Below are 20,252 nucleotides of genomic sequence, written 5' to 3' on the forward strand. Positions count from 1 at the left end.
GACGCCAGCTATGAGTACCTCGGCTAGCATGCATGATGCAGAGGCGATCAGTTCACTCGAGGCGGCCTTCGTCATGCAACGTGCGGCATTCGCCAAGGACCGGAGACCTTCTATCGGCGTGCGCCAGGAGCGGTTGGGCGCGCTGATTGGGATGATGCTGGCCAATCGCGAACGCATCTCGGCGGCAGTTGCGCAGGATTTCGGCGCGCATCCGGTGCCTGCATCCGATCTGATCGAAGTTCTCGGCGTCGTCGGTCGCGCACAGCATGTGCTGGAACATCTCGAAGACTGGATGGTACCAAGCCCGAGGCATACCGACACAGCGATGCTGGGCACGGCAACGGCGCAAATCGAATATCAGCCCAAGGGCGTCGTCGGCAATATCGTACCTTGGAATTTCCCGTTCGACCTATCGGTCGGTCCAATGGTGGACATGCTGGCTGCCGGCAATCGCGTGATCGTCAAGCCATCGGAATACACACCGGCGTGCGCGGACCTGCTTGCGGAAATGGTAGCTGCGACGTTTGATCCGGACCTGGTTACGGTCGCTGTCGGCGGACTCGAACTCGCTCGAGCATTCTCCTCGATTCCGTGGGACCATTTGCTGTACACTGGGAGTCCCGCGGTTGGTCGACAGGTGATGCAGGCAGCGGCCGCCAATCTGACGCCCGTCACGCTTGAACTGGGTGGCAAATGCCCCGCTATTCTAACGCCGGGTTCGGTGACCGAGGCGAACGTGGAGTCCGTGATCGGAACCAAGCTCATTAAGAGCGGGCAGATGTGTGTATCCGTCGACTACGCACTGGTACCACGGGAAGACCTCGAGACCTTTGTCACACACGCCGCGAGCTTCATGGCAAGGGCTGCGCCGAACTATTCGCGCGGGGAGGAGTGCACCGGAATGATTTCGCCGCGGCACCTGCAGCGGATCGAGGACATGCTCGAGGAGGCACAAGCCGCTCAGTGTCGCATCGTGACGCTGGAGGAAGACGGTCAGATCGACTTCAAGACGCGGCGTATGCCGATGTCGTTGGCGATCGATCCCTCGCAAGACTTACGGATTATGCAGGAGGAAATATTCGGTCCGATCCTGCCGGTTGTACCATATGATAACCTCGACATGGCGCTCGATGCAATCAACGCCGGCGAGCGGCCGCTCGGACTGTACGTATTCGGCAACGACCTTGCGCTTACAAACCATGTGCTTGCATCGACGCATTCAGGTGGCGCCGCGGTCAACACCTGCGCAATCCAAAGCGCGCTCCCATCGATGGGGTTTGGCGGCTCCGGGATGAGCGGCATGGGGCGTCATCACGGCATCGAAGGGTTCCGTGAGTTCTCCAACCCGCGCGGCGTGGTTGTACGCGGCGAGGGGGATCTTATCGATGTCTTCTACGCACCGTATGCGAAGGCGGCTGGATTGGTACAGGCCGTGCTCGCCGGTTCGTGAGGTGAGCGCATGCACGCTGATCATTTTGATATTACGATCGACGCAGGGCGAAGTCTGTTGCCTGTGACGATGCGCGGCCAACGGACGACCGAAACGGTTGATCGCTACGAGCAGACGGTTGGCGTCGCGGTAGCGAGGCTGTTGTCCGCTGGCTGCCGTTGCGGCAACCTTTTTGTACTAGCGGACGTGCGTGAGCTGAACGCGCAATCGCAGAATGTCATCGCCGATTTTAAAACCCGCATGCACTACGAGGGACTGCTTCCGCGCCGCCCTTTAACGCAGCTCTCAAGCACGTCTTTTAATCGACAGCTGCAACGTATCGCTATCCCTAATCAGCGCCTTTTTGTCGACGAGTCCGACGCCATAAGCTGGCCCCTGAGCGAAGAGGCCGAAACATGACCCCTGCCATTGAGCCTTCCGTTCGCGGGCTGGGAAGAGCTGCGTGGTTCTGGGCATTGTTTCAGGGCGGCCGGGACCCTTACATCATTCTTGTCACCATCTACGTCTTCGTGCCGTACGTTGTAACGTTCGTGATCGCCGATCCAGTGCATGGTCAGGCGCTGGTCGCAGGCGGCGCTAAATATGCTGGCTGGATAGTCGCGCTGACGGCACCACTCCTTGGCGCGGTGATTGACCGGATGGGGCCACGTAAGCCTTGGCTTGGCGCAACAGTCGCATTGATGGTCCCGCTGATGGCAGCGCTATGGTGGGCCCTGCCCGGGGGTGCAGGACTCGGCGTCAGCGCAATTATCGCGGCGCTAGCGGCACTATCTGTGTTGTTTGCTTATACCGAGACGCTCCATAACGCGCTGTTATTGCCGGCAGCGGGAATGGGGAGGGCCGGCGCTGCTTCCGGTATGGCATTGGCGTTAGGCAACTTCGTGTCAGTTGCCATGCTCGCATTCGTTTTATGGGGATTCGCGCTGCCTGGTAAGGTGACCTGGGGTTTCGTGCCAACAGCACCATTGTTCGGTCTCGACGTCGCCAGCCACCAACCGGACCGGATTGTGCCTGTGTTGGCCGCAATTGCCCTGGCCTTGGGCACGCTTCCGCTTCTCTTCTTCGTGCCAGACGTCGAGAGAACCGGCGTTCGCATCGGTGCAGCAATCCGGCTCGCGATTGCCGACCTAAAGGCGCTTGTGATCGAAGCGCGGGGGCACCGCGACGCGCTCGTTTATCTTGGTGCCAGGATGCTCTTCACCGACGGGCTAACCGGAATTCTGATTTTTACAGGCGTCTACGCAGCCGGCACTATGGGCTGGCAGACGCTCGAGCTGCTCGCCTACGGCATGATCCTTTGCGTGTTCGCAGTCGGCGGAGGTCTGCTTGCCGGGTGGCTCGACCAACGCATCGGCCCTAAGCGCGCCTTGACGCTGGAGATTTGTGGCGTGGTAGCATCGCAGCTTCTTTCGCTGGGCAACACCAAGGCGCTTCTGTTTTATCAGCCGTTCGATATCGCAGCGCACGCTCCTGTCTGGAGCGGCCCGATGTTTCGTACGGCGCCCGAACTTGGCCTGCTCGCGTGCGGCATGCTGGGGGCGGTAACTGTGACGGCTGCCTACGCTTCGAGCCGAACAATGCTTACGCGCGTCGTGCCCGCCCATAAGGTCGGCATCTTTTTCGGATTATTTGTCATCGCAGGGACCGCGACGATGTGGCTGGGGCCGCTGCTTGTTCAGCTCGCTACTGCGGCAACAGGATCGCAGCGGGCCGGGCTGCTGCCAATCTCAGGTTTGCTTGTCGCCGGATTGATCGTTTTGCAGTTGGTGCGTGGTGGCTACCGTGTGCATGCGCCTCAGATCTTCGAGGGTAGGACAGCATGACCGATTCCGTCCTATCTCGTCCCTGGGAGGATCTGTATCCCGCGCATCTGCGGGATTACCAGCTGGATGTCACGACGAGTGTCGATCATCCTGCTGATCTGCTCACTCGTGCGGCGGAGCGCTTCGGTGCAATTCCCGCCTTCACGGTCGCACATCCCGATGGCACGACCGAAAGCCTTACTTTCGTCGAAGCCGTCCGACTGTCCGATGCCTTTGCTGGTTTCCTTGAGATAGAATTGAAACTGTCGGCCGGCGACGTGCTTGCAGTCAAACTTCCCAATGGCCTCGCATTTCCAATCCTCATTTTCGGCGCTTGGAAGGCTGGATTGATCGTCACCCCGGTCAACCCTTTCTACACCGCTGTCGAGACGATGCGCCAGCTGCGCGACAGCGGCGCCAAGGTGATTTTGACAGAAGTCGCTATGGCAGATCAACTGGGGGTCGATCTATTAGGAATGGCAGTCGTCACAGTTGACGCAGCTACATCGGTGGATCGAAATCCGGCGCCTTCAGGGCTTGGGGACGCGGCCAAATCCTCGGACGGTGCGCAAACTCGATGGACATTGAGCGCGGCTCTGGCGTCGACGGATATTCCGTCTGGAAGGCGATGCGCCGTTGCGCTCTACCAATACACTGGAGGCACGACCGGGCGCAGCAAGGGCGCAGTGATTACAGCCGCCAACTTGCTAGCGACCGCAGCAATCGTGCGCGACTTTTTTGAAGGATTTGGCTCGCCCATTGAGCGAGGCACCGCCTTGACCGCGCTCCCGCTCTACCACATTTTTGCCTTCTTGTTCGGCATGCTGGTCTATGTCGAGGCCGGCACGCAAAACGTGATCGTACCGATTGCGCGTCCGCTGTCGAACCTTCGATCGGCTTTTGAACAATTCGAAATTGACTGGATGGCAGGCGTGGACACGCTCTACGCCGGCCTGCTGGTAGAACCTTGGTTTCGGGAAAGGCCTCCCCGCTTGCGCTTCGCGATCGCTGGTGGCGCTGCGCTTCGCCCTTCCGTCGCGGCTGAATGGGAACAGCTCGTCGGGCCGGTACTCGAAGGCTATGGCCTTACCGAGACGACCGGCATCGTCAGTTGCAATCCCCCTACGGCCGCGCACCGCAGCGGATCGGTTGGCCTACCCGTTCCCGGAACGGACATCCGAATCGTCGACAAGCAGGGGCGCGATGTGCCGATCGGCGAGTCCGGGGAATTGCTCGTCCGCGGGCCGCAGGTTGCGGCAGCCTATCATGGTGGCGAGGCAAGCGTATCAGAGAGCTTCGACGGCGGATGGTTGCGCACTGGCGACGTCGCCGCGTTCGAGGCATCCGGTATGCTCGTGATCCGCGATCGGACCAAGGACATGGTGCTTGTGTCGGGATTCAACGTCTATCCGAACGAAGTCGAGGCTGTGTTGACGAGCCACCCCGGCGTAGCAGAGGCAGCGGTGATCGGTGTGCCAGACGAGCGTACGGGCGAATCGGTAAAGGCTTTTGTCGTCCTGCGTAGCCCGCCTCCTTCTATCACAGAGCTCGATCAGCATTGTCGGGCCTCGCTTGCCGCCTATAAAGTGCCCCGAGAATTTGTAGCGCGCACTGAACTTCCGAAATCTGCGGTCGGCAAGATCCTGCGCGGGGCGCTACGCAGGTGATATAGAGAATCGGCAACCTTCTTCGATTCGACGGGCTATGCGCGGTGAATAACCGTACCATCGTTGACGCCGAATCCGACGTCTACGCGGATCAGACCGCGATGCACCTGAAACGTTGATGCGCGGCGCCGTCGATCTGGATGAGGCGTTACTGTCGCGCTGGCTGGCCGCCAACGCCAAAGGGTTCGCGGGGCCGATCGCTATTGCAAAATTTCCAGGTGGACAATCCAACCCGACCTACCGGATCGACGCGGGAAGTGGTGCCTACGTGTTGCGCCGCAAACCGTTCGGACCGCTTCTGCCATCCGCACACGCCGTAGATCGTACGCATCCGATAGCGGCCGCGGGTTGGCGGCTGGGAGTGGTAGGCTTGGCGCTTTAGTCTGTGTCGAGGAAGGCCTCGAAGCCTTCTTCGGCGAGCGCGCTTCGGAAGGCTGCATCAGCGTCACGATCGGTGTCGAACTGGTCATCCCAGACGATCGACGTGTTGTGATCGTTGACCACCTCAAGGGACCATCCTCGCTCGGAAGCCAGACGGACGATGTTGATCTCCAGTCGTCTGCCACCTTGCTCGATTGACCGGTTGAGCGACGATTGGATCAGTTCAGGGTGTGGATCAGTCATTAGGCTGCCTCTTTGATGAGCGGCGCGTTGCGCAGGCGTATCCATTCCCACGGAAGCAGTTCGTGAAGCCGGGACTGCGGCAGATCGGCGATGCGGGCCAGCACATCGGTGAGCCAAGCGAGCGGATCGACGCCATTGAGCCTGGCGGTGCCGATCAGGCTGTACATCATCGCTGCCCGCTCACCGCCTCGGTCCGAGCCGACGAACAACCAGGCTTTCCTGCCGCGGGCGACGCTGCGCAGTTCTCGTTCGGCGGCGTTGTTCGTCAGGCAGATCTGACCGTCGGCGAGGAACGTGGTAAGCCCGTCCCAGTCGTTGAGCATATAATCGATCGCCTTGGCGACGGCATCGTGACGCGACAGGCTCCCGCGCTTCTCCCGCATCCAGGCTTCCAGCGCGTGGACCAAAGGGGCGACGCGCTCCTGGCGCACGCTCAAGCGCTCGGCGACCGTCCGGCCGTTGCTCTCGCGTTCGATCGCGAAGATCTGATCGATCCATTCCAGCGCCTCTTTCGCCAACGGCGAGACGAGCGGCGCGCCACCCTTCTGGCGCTTAAGCTGACGCGCCACGTCGGCCAGTTCGAAGAACTGCCGGCGGGCGTGCGCCCAGCAGTTGGCGCGCGTCATCGGCTTGTCTGCCCAGCCACCTCGGAACATGTCGTTGAAGCCGGCATAGCGATCGACCTGCAGGATGCCGGTATAGCCAGCGAGATGGCCGCGAGGGTGCTCGCCTTTGCGAGTGCGCGAGTAATAGCACAGCACCGCCGGCGGTGCCGGACCACCGAACGGGCGATCGTCACGCACGTAATCCCAGATCCGTGCGATGTCGGTCTTGTACTTCGCCAGGCGCGGGACCGTGGTGTCGTCCGCGTGAAGGCGCTCCGCTGCCAGGACGTGTGCTTCGATCAACGCGAACAAGGGTGTGGCAGCCGCACTCACCGCGCCGATCTGATCGGCCAGTGTCGATAAGCTAAGAGTAATGCCTTCACTCTCGAGCCGATCGCGCTGACTGTTGAGTGGCTGGTGCAGGCCGTATTTCTGGAAGACGAGGCTTGCCAGGAAGCGCGGCCCGAACATGCCCCGCGGCGTGACGTGGAACGGCGCCGGAGGTTGGCTGATCTTTTCGCAACTCCGGCAGGAGACCTTTTCCCGTACCGTCTGGATCACCTTGTGACGGGCGGGCACTTTCTCAAGCGTTTCAGTGATATCCGCCGGCAGATGGCAGAGGTCGGTCGAGCCGCAACAGGGGCACAGCTCGGGCGCCGGGATGACGACCTGTTCGCGCGGCAAGCCTGGATCGAAGTCGCGGCGGGTGGTCCGTGTGCGGGTGAACGCGGTCACTGTCGTCGCTTTGGCAGCGGTGATTACACCCTGCATCTCGGCTTCGGCAGCGTCTGCCTCAAGCTCCTCGAACGTCAGTTCCAGCTGGTCGATCAGCCAACGGCTGCGCTCCGAGCTGGCGCCGTATTTGTCGCGGCGCATCTTCTCATTCATCAGCTCGAGATGGGCGTTGCGGGCGAGCAGATCGGCGTTGATCGCCCGGACACGCGCGGCTTCGGCTTCGGCATTGAGCGCATTTGCCTGCGCCTTTTCCGCAAGGTCGCGAGCGACTGCAAGCTCGGCGCGAAGCTGCAAAAGCTCGTTGAAGGCAGCGCTCGAAGGCATGCCCGATTATACCAGAGCACAGCCAGGCACTCTACGATTTTTGACCGTTTCCTCGGCGCTTTCTCATCCTGATTGTCGCGGGCACTCATCAGCCAACCTGGGTCGGACGCCACGTTTCCTGCGGATTGCGCCAGTCGATCCCTTCGAGCAGACATGCCATTGCCGACGCCGAGATCGCGACCGTGCCGTCCTTGGCAGCCGGCCACACGAAGCGGCCACGCTCCAGCCGCTTGGCGTAAAGCGACATGCCGAGGCCGTCGTGCCACAGGATCTTGCACAGCGACCCGCTTTTGCCACGGAACACATACAGGTCGCCGCCATGGACGTCCTTGTTCAGTGCCTGCTGAACCTGCATTGCGAGCGAGCGCATGCCGCGTCGCATATCCGTGTGTCCCAGCGCCAGCCAGACCTTGGAACCGCTCGGAACAGGAATCATCGGATCACAGACTTCAGCACCGCAGCCACCTGAGCGGGGGACGCCGATGCAAAGACGCTCACGCGCGCGCCCCGCGCCAGATCAACCACAATGGTCGGCTGCGCGGCCGGCAACGCGATAGGGCTATCATCAACGACCATCGCCTCGGCGAACCCCGCGACCGCTGGCGGCGCATCTGATCCCACCGCCTGTCGGCGAAGCTTGCGGCGCCAGGTGTAGATCAACCCCGTCGAGACATCGTGCCGCCGCGCGACCTGCGCTACGAACGCGCCCGGGGCAAAGGCTTCCGCCAGTATCTGCAGCCGCTCTTCGTCGCTCCACCGCCGCCGCCGCTCCGGCCCGCCAAAAACCGTCATCTGACCCACACCAACCGCTCCTAAGCGTACTCTAAAGAGTGCGCTTAAGACCGGTCCTTCACCTCCCCGGCAAGGCGGCCGCTATCGGAGGCGTACCGTAGATCGCGAATATCGGCTTATCTCGGCGCTGCATCCCACCGGCTTTCCTGTGCCCCGTCCGTTCGCACTATGCGAGGACCAAGCAGTGATCGGATCGATCTTCTACGTGATGGAGATGGTGGAAGGTCGCACCTTTTGGAATGCTGCGCTGCCGGAGGCCGCACCGACCGAGCGGCGACCCATCTATGAGGCGATGATCAATACTTTGGCAAAGCTGCACGCGATAGATCCAGCCGCTATCGGTCTCGGTGATTTCGGCCGCCCTGGCAATTATTTCGCGCGGCAGATCGATCGCTGGACGAAGCAATATCGCGCGGCGCAAACCGCCAATATCCCGGCTGTCGAGAGGCTGATTGAGTGGTTACCCCGCACTGTACCTGAGCAGGAGCGGACATCGATTATCCACGGTGATTACCGGATCGACAATCTGATTTTTGCGCCTGACCAGGCGCAGGTCGCTGCGGTCCTCGACTGGGAGCTCGCGACGATCGGCGATCCGCTGGCAGATTTCGCTTATCTCGCGTTAAGTTGGACAATGCCGTCGGATGGCGGACCGGGACTTTCTGGTCTCGATCTGGCGGGTCTCAATCTGCCGACGATGGAGGACGCCATTGACCTCTACTGCGCCGCCACTGGCCGCGCAGGGGTGCCCGATCTGCACTGGTATTTTGCGTACAACCTGTTCCGATTGGTGGGCATTATTCAGGGCATTAAAAAACGCCTGATTGAAGGCAATGCCTCAAGTGCTGAGGCAGAAACAATGGCGGCTCGTTTAGTCCCGGTCGCAGAGAGTGCGTGGGGCCATGCCCGTCTTGCCGGCGCGCTATAGCGAGCAACCCATTTGAGGCCGAAACCATCTGGACAAACTTCTTGCGAGGCCTCTCAAGGCGCTATGGCGTGGCTCGCCTCAGCGCGGTTGCCAAATCACGCAAAGATCCTTCCTTTTTTCGATTGCGAGACCTAATTGCGCTCAATGAACTTATCCGGATCAATTCTCGAAAACGTTGAGAACGCGGTCACGAGCGCTCGGCGCCTGCGTGGCCATCCGGTATACAGGGACACTCTGAGCTACTGGACGGAGCTCCTTCAAGAAGCGCGGCGCGCACATAAGGATCTAGAAGGTCCACCACTTCATGCGCTCGAAGCCGCAATCCTGAACCTGGAAGGGGAACTCGCCGACCGCCCCGCGTCATAAGGTAGGTTCGTTGCGATGGATAAGAAGAACGATCGACAGTCTACATTGCTTCGATCGCTCGCCGGCGATGATATTTCTACGCACGACGCTGCCAGAGGCAACGATTGGGATAGGGATGGGGCATATGAGCGGCTGGCATCCGAACAAAAACAAGGCTTCGGGATGTGACACGCCGCCAAAGAACAGCGCTCAAGGGTTCCGACAGTTAGCCGAAGCGGAATGGTCAGCCGCCCTTAACGAGCCGTTGCCGCAGCGCCGACAGCAGCGCGAGCGGTCGGCGATGCGTTGGGACGAGATGGCGAAGGCGGCTGAGGGACACGCGATGAAGGCAGCCGTCAACGCGCGCGACAAGCTACCTCGTTCTGACGAGGGCTGCAGCGGATGATGCAGGTGTTCGAACTGTATCGGAAATATCGACTGCGTGAATCTGAAACCCAGAACTGATTCAAATTTCCGGTTGGACGAGAATCGCACTCACCCGCCATGTTCCCGGCATGTTCGATTATCCCGCTCAGCTGATGGACTACCGGTGCGAGCTCGAAGCGGTCGACGAGCGCCGCAACGTCGCGCGGGCCTACCAGATCGACACAACTCGGGATTTGTTTGGCCATGTCATCGTTGCCCTGCGTTGGGGACGCATTGGTAGACCCCTCGCAGGTTTGACTGTTTCGTTCGAAAGTGAGGCGGCGGCATCACGGTTTATAGACCGCACACTGGCGAAGCGGGCGAGTGCGCCGCAACGGATCGGCGTTGGTTATTGTCGCGTTGATCGAAATGCCACCTCGCCGAGCCAGCCGCTCGCCGCCAACGATTTCAGGTAGCGGCGCGAGCCAGCAGCCGGTCAACCTCGGCAATGCTCGCGTCCAAATCCGATACCGCGTCGGCAAGCGGGCCTCGGTCGATCGGCACCGGCGCAACATCCGCGGGTGCCGAAACGTCCGCCCAGGTGACCTGACCGCCAGCGGCAAGTGTGACGAGGCTAGCGTCGGCAAGCGCATGCGCTTGAATATCCCCGCCAGCCCGAGACACGCCAAGCGCGCGGCGCAGCTGTGTCCGCGTGCAAGCGCCGAGCGCGGCGACCAGCAGCCACGCGTCGCGCGCCCGGGAATTGCGTGACAAATGCACAAGCGCGTCGGTGCCCCGCGACAATTGTCCGTCCAATCGGCAGAGCGTCATGTATGTCCGGTTGTGCGCCGCACCCGCACGCTCGATCAAATGCGGCTCGATCTCGTCTGCTTCGAGATCGTTTCGAAACAGCGCGCGCGATACAAGGCCGGCCGACGGCAGGGTGAGGGACGGCTGAACTTTGGCGGTCAGCAAGGCAAGATTGAGCGCCCAGCAGCCGCCCGGCTCGGCGGCGACGTAGTGGCTCAGCGTGCCGTTTGAGAGCGCGTGGCGAACCTCACTACCTTGGCCTTCCACAAAATCAGCATCGCTGCGTAGATCCTCGATCGCGACCGCGAGTGTGGCCAGGGATTGGGCAGGCAAATCCTCGACGTCCGGATCGTTGATCACCGCGGGTTCGCGCGCCGATCCGGCGTCGACGAGCGCGTCGCGCGCGCGCGCGAGCAGGTCGAGCTGCGTTGTGCCGAACCGATGTGTGGCGGCGACCATCGCTGCGATGGTGGCGGCAGCCTCAGCGATCGGTGGGGCGCCACGGTCGACGAGCCATAACAGCATTGCATCGCGGCGCGGATCATCGGTGAGCAACAGCTGCGCCGCCGTGTTTTCGTGCGCGGGGCCGACGTCACCAGCGCCGGCGTCGCGACGGAAGATGTCCCAAGCCGCTGACACCGCAGCAAGCGTCGACGCTCTCCGCAGGTCGGCGTGGGCGAACCGCCACGCCGCCTGGGCTCGTCCGAGCGCATGGGCGTAGCCGATGAGGTCGAGCGGGAGGTCCATCACCAGCGACCATATGCTAGCAATTGTTAGATTACTAGGCACCCCCCTACCCGCTCATTATTCACTTTCCATAATCGATGCTTATGGTAACAACAGAAGCAGATATTGAAGGCTGAGTTCTCAGCGGGTAGCGCGAACGAAGGTTAGCAGGATGGCAAACGATAACACTGGCGAGATCGTTATCCACAAGCTCGACGGGCGCGCGCTGCCGAAGCGCCGTGCGCGTGGCTCAGCCGAACCTGTCGACGCGCGACTACTGCGCACGATTGCGGCTGCGCTCCCGGCGGATATGCCGCCAGTGAGCGCACTCGGCGTCGAGACCGCGCTCGAAGCAATGGCCGACGCCACGAAGGCGGCGATCGCCGCCGACCTCGATTGCTTCGTCGCGTGGTGCGTAGAAGAGAAGCGCCTCCCCTTCCCCGCCGACCCCGAGGATCTGGTGCGCTATCTCCGCCACCTCGAAGCGCAGGGAAAGAAGCCGGCAACGCTGTCGCGGCGTATGGCAACGCTTGCCAGCGCACACCGGTTAGTCGGGCTCGGTGACAAAATCGGCTTGCCGACGGATCATCCGATGGTCCGAAATGCGCTGCGCGCCAATCGCCGCCGTAAAGGTGCTGTCCAACGCCAAGCAGCGCCGTTGCGCTTTGGTGGAGCGCTGGACGAGCATGGTGAGGTCGAGGGCTTCACGATCACGGCGCTACTCGAGGCGTGTGGCGGTGACGCGCAGGGACTGCGCGACGCCGCCCTCCTCTCAGTCGGGTACGATGCGGGGCTACGCGTCAGCGAGCTCACCGCCGCCGCGGTGAAGCACCTCGAGCCACAGCCTGATGGCTCGGGGCTGCTCGCCATCCCCCGCTCCAAGACCGATCAGGAGGGACAAGGCAGCTGGACGTGGCTGTCACCCGAGACAATGCGGCACGTGCAGACTTGGCTGGTGCAAAGCGGCATCGAGGATGGCCCTTTGTTCCGGCGGGTCGGGATCGATCGGCGTCGTGCGCGCGCCGCGGTGCCCCCGCAGTCCTATCAGTCCATCCCGGGGAACACCCGCCACTGGCAGGAGCGGCTGCGTGGAGCGCCTGCGGTGCAGGCAAAGGTGACTTACACGATCGGCGAGCTCCCCCTCACACGCCAGGGCGTGTGTGCGATCTACCGGCGGATCGCGCTAGCTGCGGCGGACGCAGGGCTGGTCGAGATCACGGGGGATAAGCTGTTTGAGGCGCTTGCGGCGCTGTCGACGCACTCGCTTCGGGTTGGACTGACCCAAGACCTGTTCGCCGCCGGCGAGGACGGGGCGGGGATCGCGCTCACCTTGCGGTGGTCGTCGCCGGCGACGGCATTACGGTATGGTCGAAAACTTGCGGTTCGGAGCAACGCCGCTTCGCGGGTTCTGAGCAAGGTACGGCGCTAAAACGGCGGGTCCTCACCGCCTACACTCCTCTTTTCGGCCGTGGAGACCCAGTCCCAGCCATTCGCGGCGCGATTGCTGCCGCCTAAAGCAGACATCGGTTCACGTGCTAAGTGCTCGCCGTTCTGCGGACCAGCGCGAGCGCTGTGGGGGCGAGGATTGGCCCTTAACCGCCGTTCGCAAGCTCGGTGGCGAAAGTCCGCTTCCTGCAGAAGCGGACATGCGTGTAGTTTAAGCTAGCGAGAGCCAGGAGCGTTCCGCATAATTACCGGGCTGGACACATCGTCGCGGCAGCACTCCAAAAAGCGGAACAACGGAACGGTTTCAGACGCTTGATGCGTGACCCGAGCGCCAAGCTCGGCAAGGAGGAGCCGTCCCGATGTCCGCTCCCGAAGATCTGAACGACGTCTATGTCGACGAGCTGAAGGAACTGATCGCCGGCCAAGACGAGAAGGTTTCGAAGGAGCACTGCAAGGGCATGGAGGGCCTCGCCGCTGAAGCCACAAAGCATGTTCTCGAGGAAGGTCCGGAGAAGGGATCGCTGCTCGATGTCCTGATTAGCGAAATATCAGCGCATGACGCACTACGGCATCGCGGGATTCGGCACTGCCGCTGCCTATGCCACGGCGCTCGGCCTTAAGGACGATGCGAAGAGGCTGCGAGATGCCACCAAGGAGATCTACGGAGGCGACGAGTACATGACCAAGCTCGCCTAAACCTCGGTCAACTTTCAGGCCGAGAACGCCTGATCCACCGCCGTCTGCCCGCCCGCGGGCGGGCGGCAAAATGATAGAAGAGGAAAAGCGCGCATGGGCATCACGCTAACCGGCACTTTCGGCACGCGTCGCGAGGCCGAGATGACCATTGAACGCTTGGTCCAGGAGTTCGGCATCGATCGCTCCGCTTTGTCTGTATCCACCGAGGGCGACGAGAACAGCGTCGGCGAGGACCGGGGCGGGTCCGACAGTGCCGCCGACCAGCCAGGCCAGGATAATCGCCAGGGCCCGTCGCTGGCTGGCGCGATCGTCGTCACTGCCGAAGTGGCGGATGAGAGGGCTGCGCGACGGGTACGCGCGGCGTTTGGCGAGTTCGACGCCGAAGGCGTGGTGGAAGCGGACGACCCGGCGTAAATCCGACGAAGAACGCGGCGGCGGCTTCGCTACCGCCCGAGGGCCGAGGTGGCATCCCTCGCGAGCAGATCGGCCGCGTCGTCGTAGAGCGCGATTACGCCTGCGCCAATCAACACCGCGTCATCGAACCTGCCCGAACGAAGGGCAATGGCGCGGATGTCGCACTTTGCTGCGGCCTCGACGTCGTAGGACGTGTCGCCGACGACGATGACTTGGTCGACACTCAGCGGAGCCACCTTGTTCAGCGTCGCCTGGAATATATCGCCCGCAGGCATGGATGTCTCCAAATCGTCGATGCTGGTCGTTGCATCGACCACCCGACCGAGTCTCATAAGCGATACGTAATGCGCGACCTCCTTCTCATCGGCCGAAGAGGCGAACACGACCTTCTGACCGAGTTCATGAACATGACGGAGCAGGCCGTCGGCATCGGCAAACGGTTTCACCTACCGGAGATACTTGGCCTTGAAGATTTCACCTTGGCGGTCACTCAGCGCCTCAATGGTATCTTCTGACGCTTCGGGGAGCAGGGCCGGCACTAGCAGGTCTCCGCCCTTACCGATCTGTCTACGGATTGCTGCTCGCTCGACCTCGTATCCGTATTCGCGAAAAGCCTCGTCCCACGCGGCGACGTGCAGGTCGTTGCTGTCGACAAGCGTCCCGTCGATGTCGAAGAACACCGCTTTTGTCGGAAGCTTAGGCAAGGCGGTCCGTTCGCGCAGGAACCAAGTTACGACAGCGGTCGCCCCAAGCAGCGCGGCCCCTTGCGCCCCCCTTCCCCTTCGCAACAGCGACAGACCCAGCGTCGCCGCAACCGACGGTGCCCAGCCGATCTTTGGAAGTCCCGCGATCCTGCCGGCTCGCACTGCGACCCGGCTCTTGGCGAACTCTCGGAGGTCGTTTGGCATGTTGGTCGATCGGGGCGAGGCACCCACGACTGGTACCGCCTCGGTAGTCTTTTGCGCATCGTCGTCCGCGACGTGGTCGGCGACCCAGGCCCCACGCTCTCCGAGCGGGGCTGCTTGCTTCGTCGTATCGCGCGCGGTCTGATGCTCCAGCTCGGAGTTCAGCTCGGCGCCGAAAAGCAGGATGTAGCTCGACAGGTACAGCCAGGTGAGCGTCACCACGACAGTACCAAGCGAACCGTAGGTCGCGTTGTAGTTGCCGAACTGTGCGACGTAGATGCCGAACCCGATCGTCAGCACCAACCACATGAGCGCCGCGAACAACGACCCCGGGGTCAGCCAGACCCAGCACGCCTGCTCGCGCGAGGGACCATAGCGGTAGAGCGTCGCCGCCGCTCCGGCCCCCGCCAGAGTCAGCACCAGATAGGCGAGGACCTTGCCCGCGACGATCACGAAATCCGGCGCGTTCGGGATCAATGACTGGAAGTGGCCAAGTGCGGCGATTGCCACAAGCGCGATCATCGCGACGATCACGGCGACTGCGGTCATTCCGATGGCCAGAAGGTTGACCTTGAGGAACCCGCGCTTCTCCTCCTCCTCATAGGCGACGTTTAGCGCAGTGATAACCGCGCCGGCCCCGTTGCGCGCCCCGAAAACCGCCAGCCCCAGCGCCAGCAGTAGCCCGAGGCCCTTCTTGCCATCTGACGTCTTGACCACATTCATTAACTGCTCGCCAACGAGCTTGGCGACGTCGCTCGGCATTACCGATGTGAGCTGCGTCATGTTGCGCATCACGGTCGCCGGGTTAGCGGCAAGGCCGTAAACCAACACGATGGCGCCGAGGAGCGGCACGAGCGCTAGGAAGCCGTAGAACGCGACGCCCGCCGCGATTAGTCCGATGTTGTCCGTGCTGGTCTCTGCCCAAGTCCGTTTCGCGATCGCAATCCAAACCTTGCGCGGCATGTGCCACGGGCTGGTCGCCCCATGTCCCTGTTCGTTCACGCTGCCACCCGTTTCATTCCGCCCGCCCGAACCGCGGGCCTTCGGCTGAACAGACCTGAGGTGGGACCGTTCCAGCCGAAAGTCGTTCCCGGACGATATCGCTGGCGTTCCTCAACCCTTCCGCCGCCGCGGAGCCAGCTGATCATCGAAAAGGGGGTCCGAGGTGTGGGCGCGACGGTGTCGTTTGCGACGTCGGCGCGCCGGTCGCGGGCAACTTAGTCGGCCTCACGCGTTTCCGGCTCTGGCATGCATCCCAGGAGGAGAGAGAGAATGGCCGACAACGACGGCAAGCGCACCGACGGTGCGCCGCCAACGCACATCCATATTGAGAAGAAGAAGAAGACCAACTGGTTAGCTTGGCTGCTGCTCGCGCTCGGCGTCCTGGCGGCGCTGCTGGCATTGAGCCGCTGCAATCACCGTGAAACGACCGAGACCAGGACGACAACTACCAGCAACACGGTCGTGGCTGAGACCCCGACCGCCCAGAAATCCGCCGCGCTGGCAGCAACTTCGGGACTCGGCGCCTTCCTGGCCGGGTCGCAACCGACACCGCAGACGTTCGTGTTCGAGAAATTGAACTTCGAAACCGCCAAGAGCGACATCCGGGCTTCGGATCAGGCCGACGTGAACGACGTGGCGGCCGTGCTGCAGAAGTACCCCAACACCAACATTCGCATCGCCGGCTATGCCGACACGCGCGGCTCCGAAGCTGCCAACGTCGTACTCGGCAAGGCCCGTGCTGATAGCGTCAAGGCGGCACTCGTCGCCAAGGGCGTGGAGGGCAGCCGCATCGAAACGGCGACCGGTGGCGACAAGGATCCGGTCGACACCAACGGCACCGCGTCGGGCCGCGCAGAGAATCGCCGCATCGAGCTCGTCGTCACCAAGCGCTAATCCCCAATTAGAGAGGAAAACATCATGTTACGCACCATCACCGCACTGTTCGACACCAAGGCCGATGCTGACGCGGGCGCCGAGCGCCTGCGGCAGGCCGGCATCGACGTCGGCCACGTCAGCGTTCACGACCAGAACACGCACAAGACCGCCGGCGCCTATTCCACTGGCGAGGACAAGGGTCTCTGGGCTTCGATCAAGAACGTCTTCGTGCCTCATGAGGATCGCCACACCTACGAGGAGGGCATCCGCCGCGGTGGGTTCCTGCTGACCGCCGACGTCGATGACGAAAAGACGCCGGCTGCGGTCAAGGCACTGGAGGAGGCAAATACGGTCGACCTCGACGCCCGCTCGCAGGAATGGCGCTCGGAAGGCTGGGACTATGCCGCACCGACCGAGGACGTCGCAGAATTCGACGACGGTTCGATCTATGGTCTTCGCGAACTCGATCGCGGCGGCCAGCGCTTCCGGTCGTACTCGGCAGGCTCGCGGACGGACGAACGCGACGTCTGAGCGGCGTTATCCACCACGTGGGCGGCGGGGACATTCGTCTCCGCCGCTCAACGCATTTGGGAATTACATTTAGCCGACGCTCGGGTCGGCTGACAGTCGGGAGACGACACATGCAGGGACTGGACGAAATCCTCGGATCGAGTGGCACGGACTTAGGCAGCCTGGCCGCTCGGTTCGGCCTCAGCCCCGAGCAGGCGAAATCGGCGATGAGCTCACTGCTGCCGGCGGTGGCGGGCGGCTTCCAGCAACACGCGCAGGGGGACACGCTCGGTCCGGTGGAGGAAACCGCCAACAGCATCAACCAGCCAGACACCGCCAGCGGCAACGACGTCCTCGGCCACATCTTCGGGGGCAAAGACGTGAGCAGGCAAGTCGCAGACCACGCGGCGGGCCAATCCGGCGTTTCCAGCACGGTGCTCAAGGCGATGCTGCCGATCGTCGCCGCGATGGTCGCGAAACACCTCGCCGCACAGCCGGGAGGCGGCGGGATCGGCGGCGTGCTCGGCTCCCTGCTCGGTGCCGGCACGGGCGCCGGTAGCGCAGCGGGCGGCCTCGGTGGTTTGTTTGGCGCGGACAATCCACTGTCGTCGATACTCGATCGCGTTCGCTGATGGGATCACGATCGCTCAGCACCGCTTCCGCAACCCCGAGCGACGTCCGGGGCTACTTGATGCCCGCCCTTGCGGAACTCTAGGGTCGATGAGGCTTTGAGAATGAAACCCTCAAGGGAGACAGCGAGATGGCAGACGACAAGGGCAAGAGCGGCGCGCGCGATCGGGCGACGGTATCGGGCAGCGAGACCTACGAGGTCGATTATTTCGCGAGGAAGCACGATCTGAGCCGGGAGGAAGCGCAAGCTCTGATCGATCGCGTAGGAAACAGCCGTGAGACCCTCGAAGCCGCAGTTGCCGCAGGTACAAAGGCCGCTCCAGCGAAGAGGGGACGTCCTCCGAAGGTTTCGAGTGGTGCAGCGGGTTCGGCACCAGCCGAGCGCGGGTCAGCCGCGACCTCTACGAACAGGTCCAACGCGAAGGGTCCGTCGGCATCGATCGCCAAGACCGTGTCCGATGTCGAAGCCCAGGTGACCGCAGCCGTCGGCGCCGCGGCGAAGCCCGTGGCCAAAGTGGTGCCACCCGTCGTGGAGGCCGTGACAGCGACTCCTCGCAAAATCGCGAAGGCGGCCACCCGAGGGACGACGTCGGTTAAGGCGGCCCCCGCCGCCACGCCAAAAGCGGTGGCAAAGCGCGCCAGCGCCGCGGTCGATGGCGTCAAATCGGCCGCAACCGGACGCGCCGCCTCCCTCGTTGGGGCCGTCGCAGCAGGACTCGTCACCGGGCTTGCCGTGAACTTCGGCCGTAAGATGGTCGTACAGGCGCCGAGTGCGCTCTCTGGCGATTGGCTCGATGCGATCAAGGTCGAGCACAAGCTCGCGCTGGCGCTGTTCGACAAGCTGCAGGCGACTGGCAGCGACGACACCGGAAAGCGCACCGTCCTGCTCACCCAACTCAAGCACGCGCTCGCGAAGCACGCCTTCACAGAGGAGAACGTGATCTACCCGGCGCTGCGCACGTGGGGCGACACGGTCGACGCGGACAAGCTCAACCACGACCACGGCTACGTGAAGCAGAACCTCTACGACCTTGAGGGGATGGACAACGCCTCGCCCGCCTTCCTGACAAAGGTTGAATCGTTTCGCGCCGAGCTCGAGGAGCATATCCGGGAGGAGGAGGACACGATCTTCCCGCCACTGCACGCGGCGCTTGGCGCGGCCGGCAACACCAAGGTCACGGCACAGGCGAACAAGGAGGGGTTCAAGCTTGCTTGAAGTCAGTCATCGACCTTGGGCGACCGACCTTCGGATAGGCCGTCGCCCGTCTATGAATTTGCCGCATTCTACCTTTCCGCGAGTGCCGGACCGGAACCACGGTTGACGTTTTCCGCACGCTAGCGCTTTGAAATCTTCGTTCGCTGACATTGCGCTAGGAAAGCGCGGCCAGGCTCCACCGACCATTTGATCCGTGCCGGCCACCGCTCCGAACCTCCCTTTGTCGCGTTCTAGAGGGACCGCCGAAAGTCGTGCGTAAAGCGCAGACGCCAGTGGATTCCCTTCAGCACGTGGCAGTCACGTCGCGAGCGGCAACTTACCGCTGCTCGGGCGTTTCAGAGTCTAGGGTCACTCGTGCCCCGATAGCTGTGATCCTACTAGATCCAGTCGCGCCACTTGAACCAGAGCAGCGGCATGATCACCGACACAGCGCACAGAGCCAATGCGTACGGATACCCGTAATGCCATGAGAGCTCCGGCATGTTCTTGAAGTTCATGCCATAGATGCCGACGATGAGTACCGGAGGGACGCCCACCACGGAGACGACGGTCAGCACCTTAACGACATCGTTCTGCGCGATGCTGATGAAACCGGTGGCGGCGTCCTGTATCAGCTGAGCCCTCGCCGACAGACTGGCCTCGAACTCGTCCAGCGAGGCGATGTCGTGCCGCACCGCCTCCAGACGCTCGCGTATGTCCGCCTCGATGCGCGGAGTGCAGCGGTCTAGCATGAACGACGCAACCCGCCCGATGCTGAGGAAGGTATAGCGGACCCGGGAGGTGCGATCGCTCACTTGGCCGATCGTGCGCATCGCGTCCCGCAGATTTGTGGTCTCCTTGCTCAGCTTTCGCAGCTTGGGCTGGTCGAAGAAGACGGACTGCGACGTGTCATTCACGACCGATGCGCCTTTCTCCAGGTGATCGGCTGCCCTGTCGACCAGCTCCTCTAGCAGGCGTGTCAGGATCTCGGCCGGCAGGAGGTCGGGCTTCCTACCTATGTCGGCAGCGACCGTGTCGAAGGCTTGTAGCGCCACGAAGCGAACAGTGATGCACACCTCAGGGGTGAGGATAAATCCAACTGGCGCCGATTCCCAGCGGTCCGTGTCCGTGCCCGACAGGAGCGGTGCACTCATCCGCAAGGTATCGCCGTCCGCGCGCAGACGGCTGCTTGCGTCGATGCGTGCAAGCTCGTCCAGGGTAGGAACGGCGACCCCGAACCGGTCTCGCACCCTCTCACGTTCGCCTTCGTCCGGATCGATGAGATCGACCCACCGGCAATCCGGCGACACCGCTTCGTCATCACTCGTCGGGTAGGTATGAAGCACTGGCCGCTCCTGAAGTCGGAAACCCGTGTGTAAATCGCTTTTGAGAACGAAGTGGCGG

The 20,252-nt window shown here is 62.6% G+C and carries 18 protein-coding genes and 4 pseudogenes; 15 read left to right on the plus strand and 7 right to left on the minus strand.

What is annotated here, in order from left to right; translation table 11 throughout:
• Window positions 1-10: 10 nt before the first annotated feature.
• From RH90_RS20445 to RH90_RS24490, 5 genes and pseudogenes are all read left to right on the plus strand, one after another.
• A complete protein-coding gene (locus RH90_RS20445; protein ID WP_010188664.1) occupies window positions 11-1,450 on the plus strand; it encodes an aldehyde dehydrogenase family protein in 1,440 nt (479 codons plus the stop codon).
• A 9-nt stretch (window positions 1,451-1,459) separates the two neighbouring features.
• The gene (locus RH90_RS20450; protein WP_010188665.1) at window positions 1,460-1,849 is read left to right on the plus strand and encodes a hypothetical protein; all 390 of its coding nucleotides are present in this window, start codon (window positions 1,460-1,462) and stop codon (window positions 1,847-1,849) included.
• A complete protein-coding gene (locus RH90_RS20455; protein ID WP_010188666.1) occupies window positions 1,846-3,273 on the plus strand; it encodes an MFS transporter in 1,428 nt (475 codons plus the stop codon). Before RH90_RS20450 ends, RH90_RS20455 begins: the two co-directional genes overlap by 4 nt.
• Entirely contained in the window at window positions 3,270-4,919 is a 1,650-nt protein-coding gene (locus RH90_RS20460) for an AMP-binding protein (protein ID WP_029625545.1), read from the plus strand. Before RH90_RS20455 ends, RH90_RS20460 begins: the two co-directional genes overlap by 4 nt.
• Before the next feature lie 118 nt (window positions 4,920-5,037).
• Window positions 5,038-5,265 (plus strand): annotated as a pseudogene (locus tag RH90_RS24490) (phosphotransferase); the annotation flags it as partial.
• Window positions 5,266-5,297: 32 nt separating this feature from the next.
• Here the strand turns inward: RH90_RS24490 and RH90_RS20465 are convergent.
• The 4 genes from RH90_RS20465 to tnpA all read right to left on the minus strand — a co-directional run bounded on the left by RH90_RS20465 (window position 5,298) and on the right by tnpA (window position 7,999).
• Window positions 5,298-5,543 (minus strand): hypothetical protein, encoded by a 246-nt coding sequence (locus RH90_RS20465; RefSeq protein ID WP_029625546.1) that lies wholly within the window; start codon window positions 5,541-5,543, stop codon window positions 5,298-5,300.
• Window positions 5,543-7,207 (minus strand): IS66 family transposase, encoded by a 1,665-nt coding sequence (tnpC, locus tag RH90_RS20470; RefSeq protein WP_010188687.1) that lies wholly within the window; start codon window positions 7,205-7,207, stop codon window positions 5,543-5,545. Before tnpC ends, RH90_RS20465 begins: the two co-directional genes overlap by 1 nt.
• A gap of 88 nt (window positions 7,208-7,295) precedes the next feature.
• Window positions 7,296-7,643, minus strand: coding sequence for an IS66 family insertion sequence element accessory protein TnpB (tnpB, locus tag RH90_RS20475; protein WP_010188689.1), 348 nt, complete (start codon window positions 7,641-7,643; stop codon window positions 7,296-7,298).
• Window positions 7,640-7,999 carry an IS66-like element accessory protein TnpA gene (tnpA, locus tag RH90_RS20480; RefSeq protein ID WP_232280457.1) on the minus strand — a complete coding sequence of 120 codons (360 nt, stop codon included), beginning with the start codon at window positions 7,997-7,999 and terminating at the stop codon, window positions 7,640-7,642. The genes tnpB and tnpA overlap by 4 nt, the downstream gene beginning before the upstream one ends.
• A 94-nt stretch (window positions 8,000-8,093) precedes the next feature.
• Between tnpA and RH90_RS20485 the strand changes: the two are divergent.
• From RH90_RS20485 to RH90_RS20495, 3 genes and pseudogenes are all read left to right on the plus strand, one after another.
• Window positions 8,094-8,927, plus strand: a pseudogene (locus RH90_RS20485) (phosphotransferase family protein); the annotation flags it as partial.
• Between the two features lie 490 nt (window positions 8,928-9,417).
• Complete coding sequence (locus tag RH90_RS20490; RefSeq protein ID WP_037493953.1) at window positions 9,418-9,678, plus strand: hypothetical protein; 261 nt, start codon at window positions 9,418-9,420, stop codon at window positions 9,676-9,678.
• A 109-nt stretch (window positions 9,679-9,787) separates the two neighbouring features.
• Window positions 9,788-10,114 (plus strand): WGR domain-containing protein, encoded by a 327-nt coding sequence (locus tag RH90_RS20495; protein ID WP_010188695.1) that lies wholly within the window; start codon window positions 9,788-9,790, stop codon window positions 10,112-10,114.
• On the opposite strand, the gene RH90_RS20500 is transcribed toward RH90_RS20495, so the two are convergent.
• Window positions 10,107-11,195 (minus strand): hypothetical protein, encoded by a 1,089-nt coding sequence (locus tag RH90_RS20500; RefSeq protein WP_010188697.1) that lies wholly within the window; start codon window positions 11,193-11,195, stop codon window positions 10,107-10,109. The two genes, RH90_RS20495 and RH90_RS20500, sit on opposite strands and share 8 nt — an antisense overlap.
• Window positions 11,196-11,346: 151 nt before the next feature.
• Here RH90_RS20500 and RH90_RS20505 point away from each other — a divergent pair, with 151 nt between their 5' ends.
• From RH90_RS20505 to RH90_RS20515, 3 genes and pseudogenes are all read left to right on the plus strand, one after another.
• Complete coding sequence (locus RH90_RS20505; RefSeq protein ID WP_010188699.1) at window positions 11,347-12,603, plus strand: tyrosine-type recombinase/integrase; 1,257 nt, start codon at window positions 11,347-11,349, stop codon at window positions 12,601-12,603.
• Between the two features lie 376 nt (window positions 12,604-12,979).
• A pseudogene (locus RH90_RS20510) lies at window positions 12,980-13,316 on the plus strand (DUF892 family protein).
• 93 nt (window positions 13,317-13,409) lie between these two features.
• Window positions 13,410-13,730 carry a hypothetical protein gene (locus RH90_RS20515; protein WP_010188704.1) on the plus strand — a complete coding sequence of 107 codons (321 nt, stop codon included), beginning with the start codon at window positions 13,410-13,412 and terminating at the stop codon, window positions 13,728-13,730.
• 29 nt (window positions 13,731-13,759) lie between these two features.
• Here the strand turns inward: RH90_RS20515 and RH90_RS22295 are convergent.
• Window positions 13,760-15,598, minus strand: a pseudogene (locus RH90_RS22295) (YhjD/YihY/BrkB family envelope integrity protein).
• Between the two features lie 309 nt (window positions 15,599-15,907).
• Here RH90_RS22295 and RH90_RS20530 point away from each other — a divergent pair.
• The 4 genes from RH90_RS20530 to RH90_RS24500 all read left to right on the plus strand — a co-directional run bounded on the left by RH90_RS20530 (window position 15,908) and on the right by RH90_RS24500 (window position 18,869).
• The gene (locus RH90_RS20530; RefSeq protein ID WP_010188711.1) at window positions 15,908-16,531 is read left to right on the plus strand and encodes an OmpA family protein; all 624 of its coding nucleotides are present in this window, start codon (window positions 15,908-15,910) and stop codon (window positions 16,529-16,531) included.
• 24 nt (window positions 16,532-16,555) lie between these two features.
• Window positions 16,556-17,044 (plus strand): hypothetical protein, encoded by a 489-nt coding sequence (locus RH90_RS23715; protein ID WP_010188713.1) that lies wholly within the window; start codon window positions 16,556-16,558, stop codon window positions 17,042-17,044.
• A 110-nt stretch (window positions 17,045-17,154) separates the two neighbouring features.
• Window positions 17,155-17,655 (plus strand): DUF937 domain-containing protein, encoded by a 501-nt coding sequence (locus RH90_RS20540; protein ID WP_010188715.1) that lies wholly within the window; start codon window positions 17,155-17,157, stop codon window positions 17,653-17,655.
• A gap of 128 nt (window positions 17,656-17,783) precedes the next feature.
• Window positions 17,784-18,869: a hemerythrin domain-containing protein gene (locus RH90_RS24500; RefSeq protein ID WP_010188717.1), complete on the plus strand. Its 1,086-nt coding sequence runs from the start codon at window positions 17,784-17,786 to the stop codon at window positions 18,867-18,869.
• A 377-nt stretch (window positions 18,870-19,246) separates the two neighbouring features.
• Here RH90_RS24500 and RH90_RS20550 read toward each other — a convergent pair whose 3' ends face one another.
• Entirely contained in the window at window positions 19,247-20,194 is a 948-nt protein-coding gene (locus RH90_RS20550; RefSeq protein WP_010188718.1) for a magnesium transporter CorA family protein, read from the minus strand.
• Window positions 20,195-20,252: the final 58 nt, after the last annotated feature.

Source organism: Sphingomonas sp. PAMC 26605 (assembly GCF_000241485.1).
Taxonomy (GTDB): Bacteria; Pseudomonadota; Alphaproteobacteria; order Sphingomonadales; family Sphingomonadaceae; genus Sphingomonas.

Bases quoted from the DNA above. Each gene is read 5' to 3' on its own strand.
- RH90_RS20465 (WP_029625546.1), bottom strand. From the start codon at position 5,543: ATGACTGATCCACACCCTGAACTGATCCAATCGTCGCTCAACCGGTCA.
- tnpA (WP_232280457.1), bottom strand. From the start codon at position 7,999: ATGACGGTTTTTGGCGGGCCGGAGCGGCGGCGGCGGTGGAGCGACGAA.
- RH90_RS20455 (WP_010188666.1), top strand. From the start codon at position 1,846: ATGACCCCTGCCATTGAGCCTTCCGTTCGCGGGCTGGGAAGAGCTGCG.
- tnpC (WP_010188687.1), bottom strand. From the start codon at position 7,207: ATGCCTTCGAGCGCTGCCTTCAACGAGCTTTTGCAGCTTCGCGCCGAG.
- RH90_RS20450 (WP_010188665.1), top strand. From the start codon at position 1,460: ATGCACGCTGATCATTTTGATATTACGATCGACGCAGGGCGAAGTCTG.
- RH90_RS20495 (WP_010188695.1), top strand. From the start codon at position 9,788: ATGTTCGATTATCCCGCTCAGCTGATGGACTACCGGTGCGAGCTCGAA.
- RH90_RS20540 (WP_010188715.1), top strand. From the start codon at position 17,155: ATGCAGGGACTGGACGAAATCCTCGGATCGAGTGGCACGGACTTAGGC.
- RH90_RS20500 (WP_010188697.1), bottom strand. From the start codon at position 11,195: ATGGACCTCCCGCTCGACCTCATCGGCTACGCCCATGCGCTCGGACGA.
- RH90_RS20515 (WP_010188704.1), top strand. From the start codon at position 13,410: ATGGGCATCACGCTAACCGGCACTTTCGGCACGCGTCGCGAGGCCGAG.
- RH90_RS20505 (WP_010188699.1), top strand. From the start codon at position 11,347: ATGGCAAACGATAACACTGGCGAGATCGTTATCCACAAGCTCGACGGG.
- RH90_RS24500 (WP_010188717.1), top strand. From the start codon at position 17,784: ATGGCAGACGACAAGGGCAAGAGCGGCGCGCGCGATCGGGCGACGGTA.
- RH90_RS20530 (WP_010188711.1), top strand. From the start codon at position 15,908: ATGGCCGACAACGACGGCAAGCGCACCGACGGTGCGCCGCCAACGCAC.
- RH90_RS20490 (WP_037493953.1), top strand. From the start codon at position 9,418: ATGAGCGGCTGGCATCCGAACAAAAACAAGGCTTCGGGATGTGACACG.
- RH90_RS23715 (WP_010188713.1), top strand. From the start codon at position 16,556: ATGTTACGCACCATCACCGCACTGTTCGACACCAAGGCCGATGCTGAC.
- tnpB (WP_010188689.1), bottom strand. From the start codon at position 7,643: ATGATTCCTGTTCCGAGCGGTTCCAAGGTCTGGCTGGCGCTGGGACAC.
- RH90_RS20445 (WP_010188664.1), top strand. From the start codon at position 11: ATGAGTACCTCGGCTAGCATGCATGATGCAGAGGCGATCAGTTCACTC.
- RH90_RS20460 (WP_029625545.1), top strand. From the start codon at position 3,270: ATGACCGATTCCGTCCTATCTCGTCCCTGGGAGGATCTGTATCCCGCG.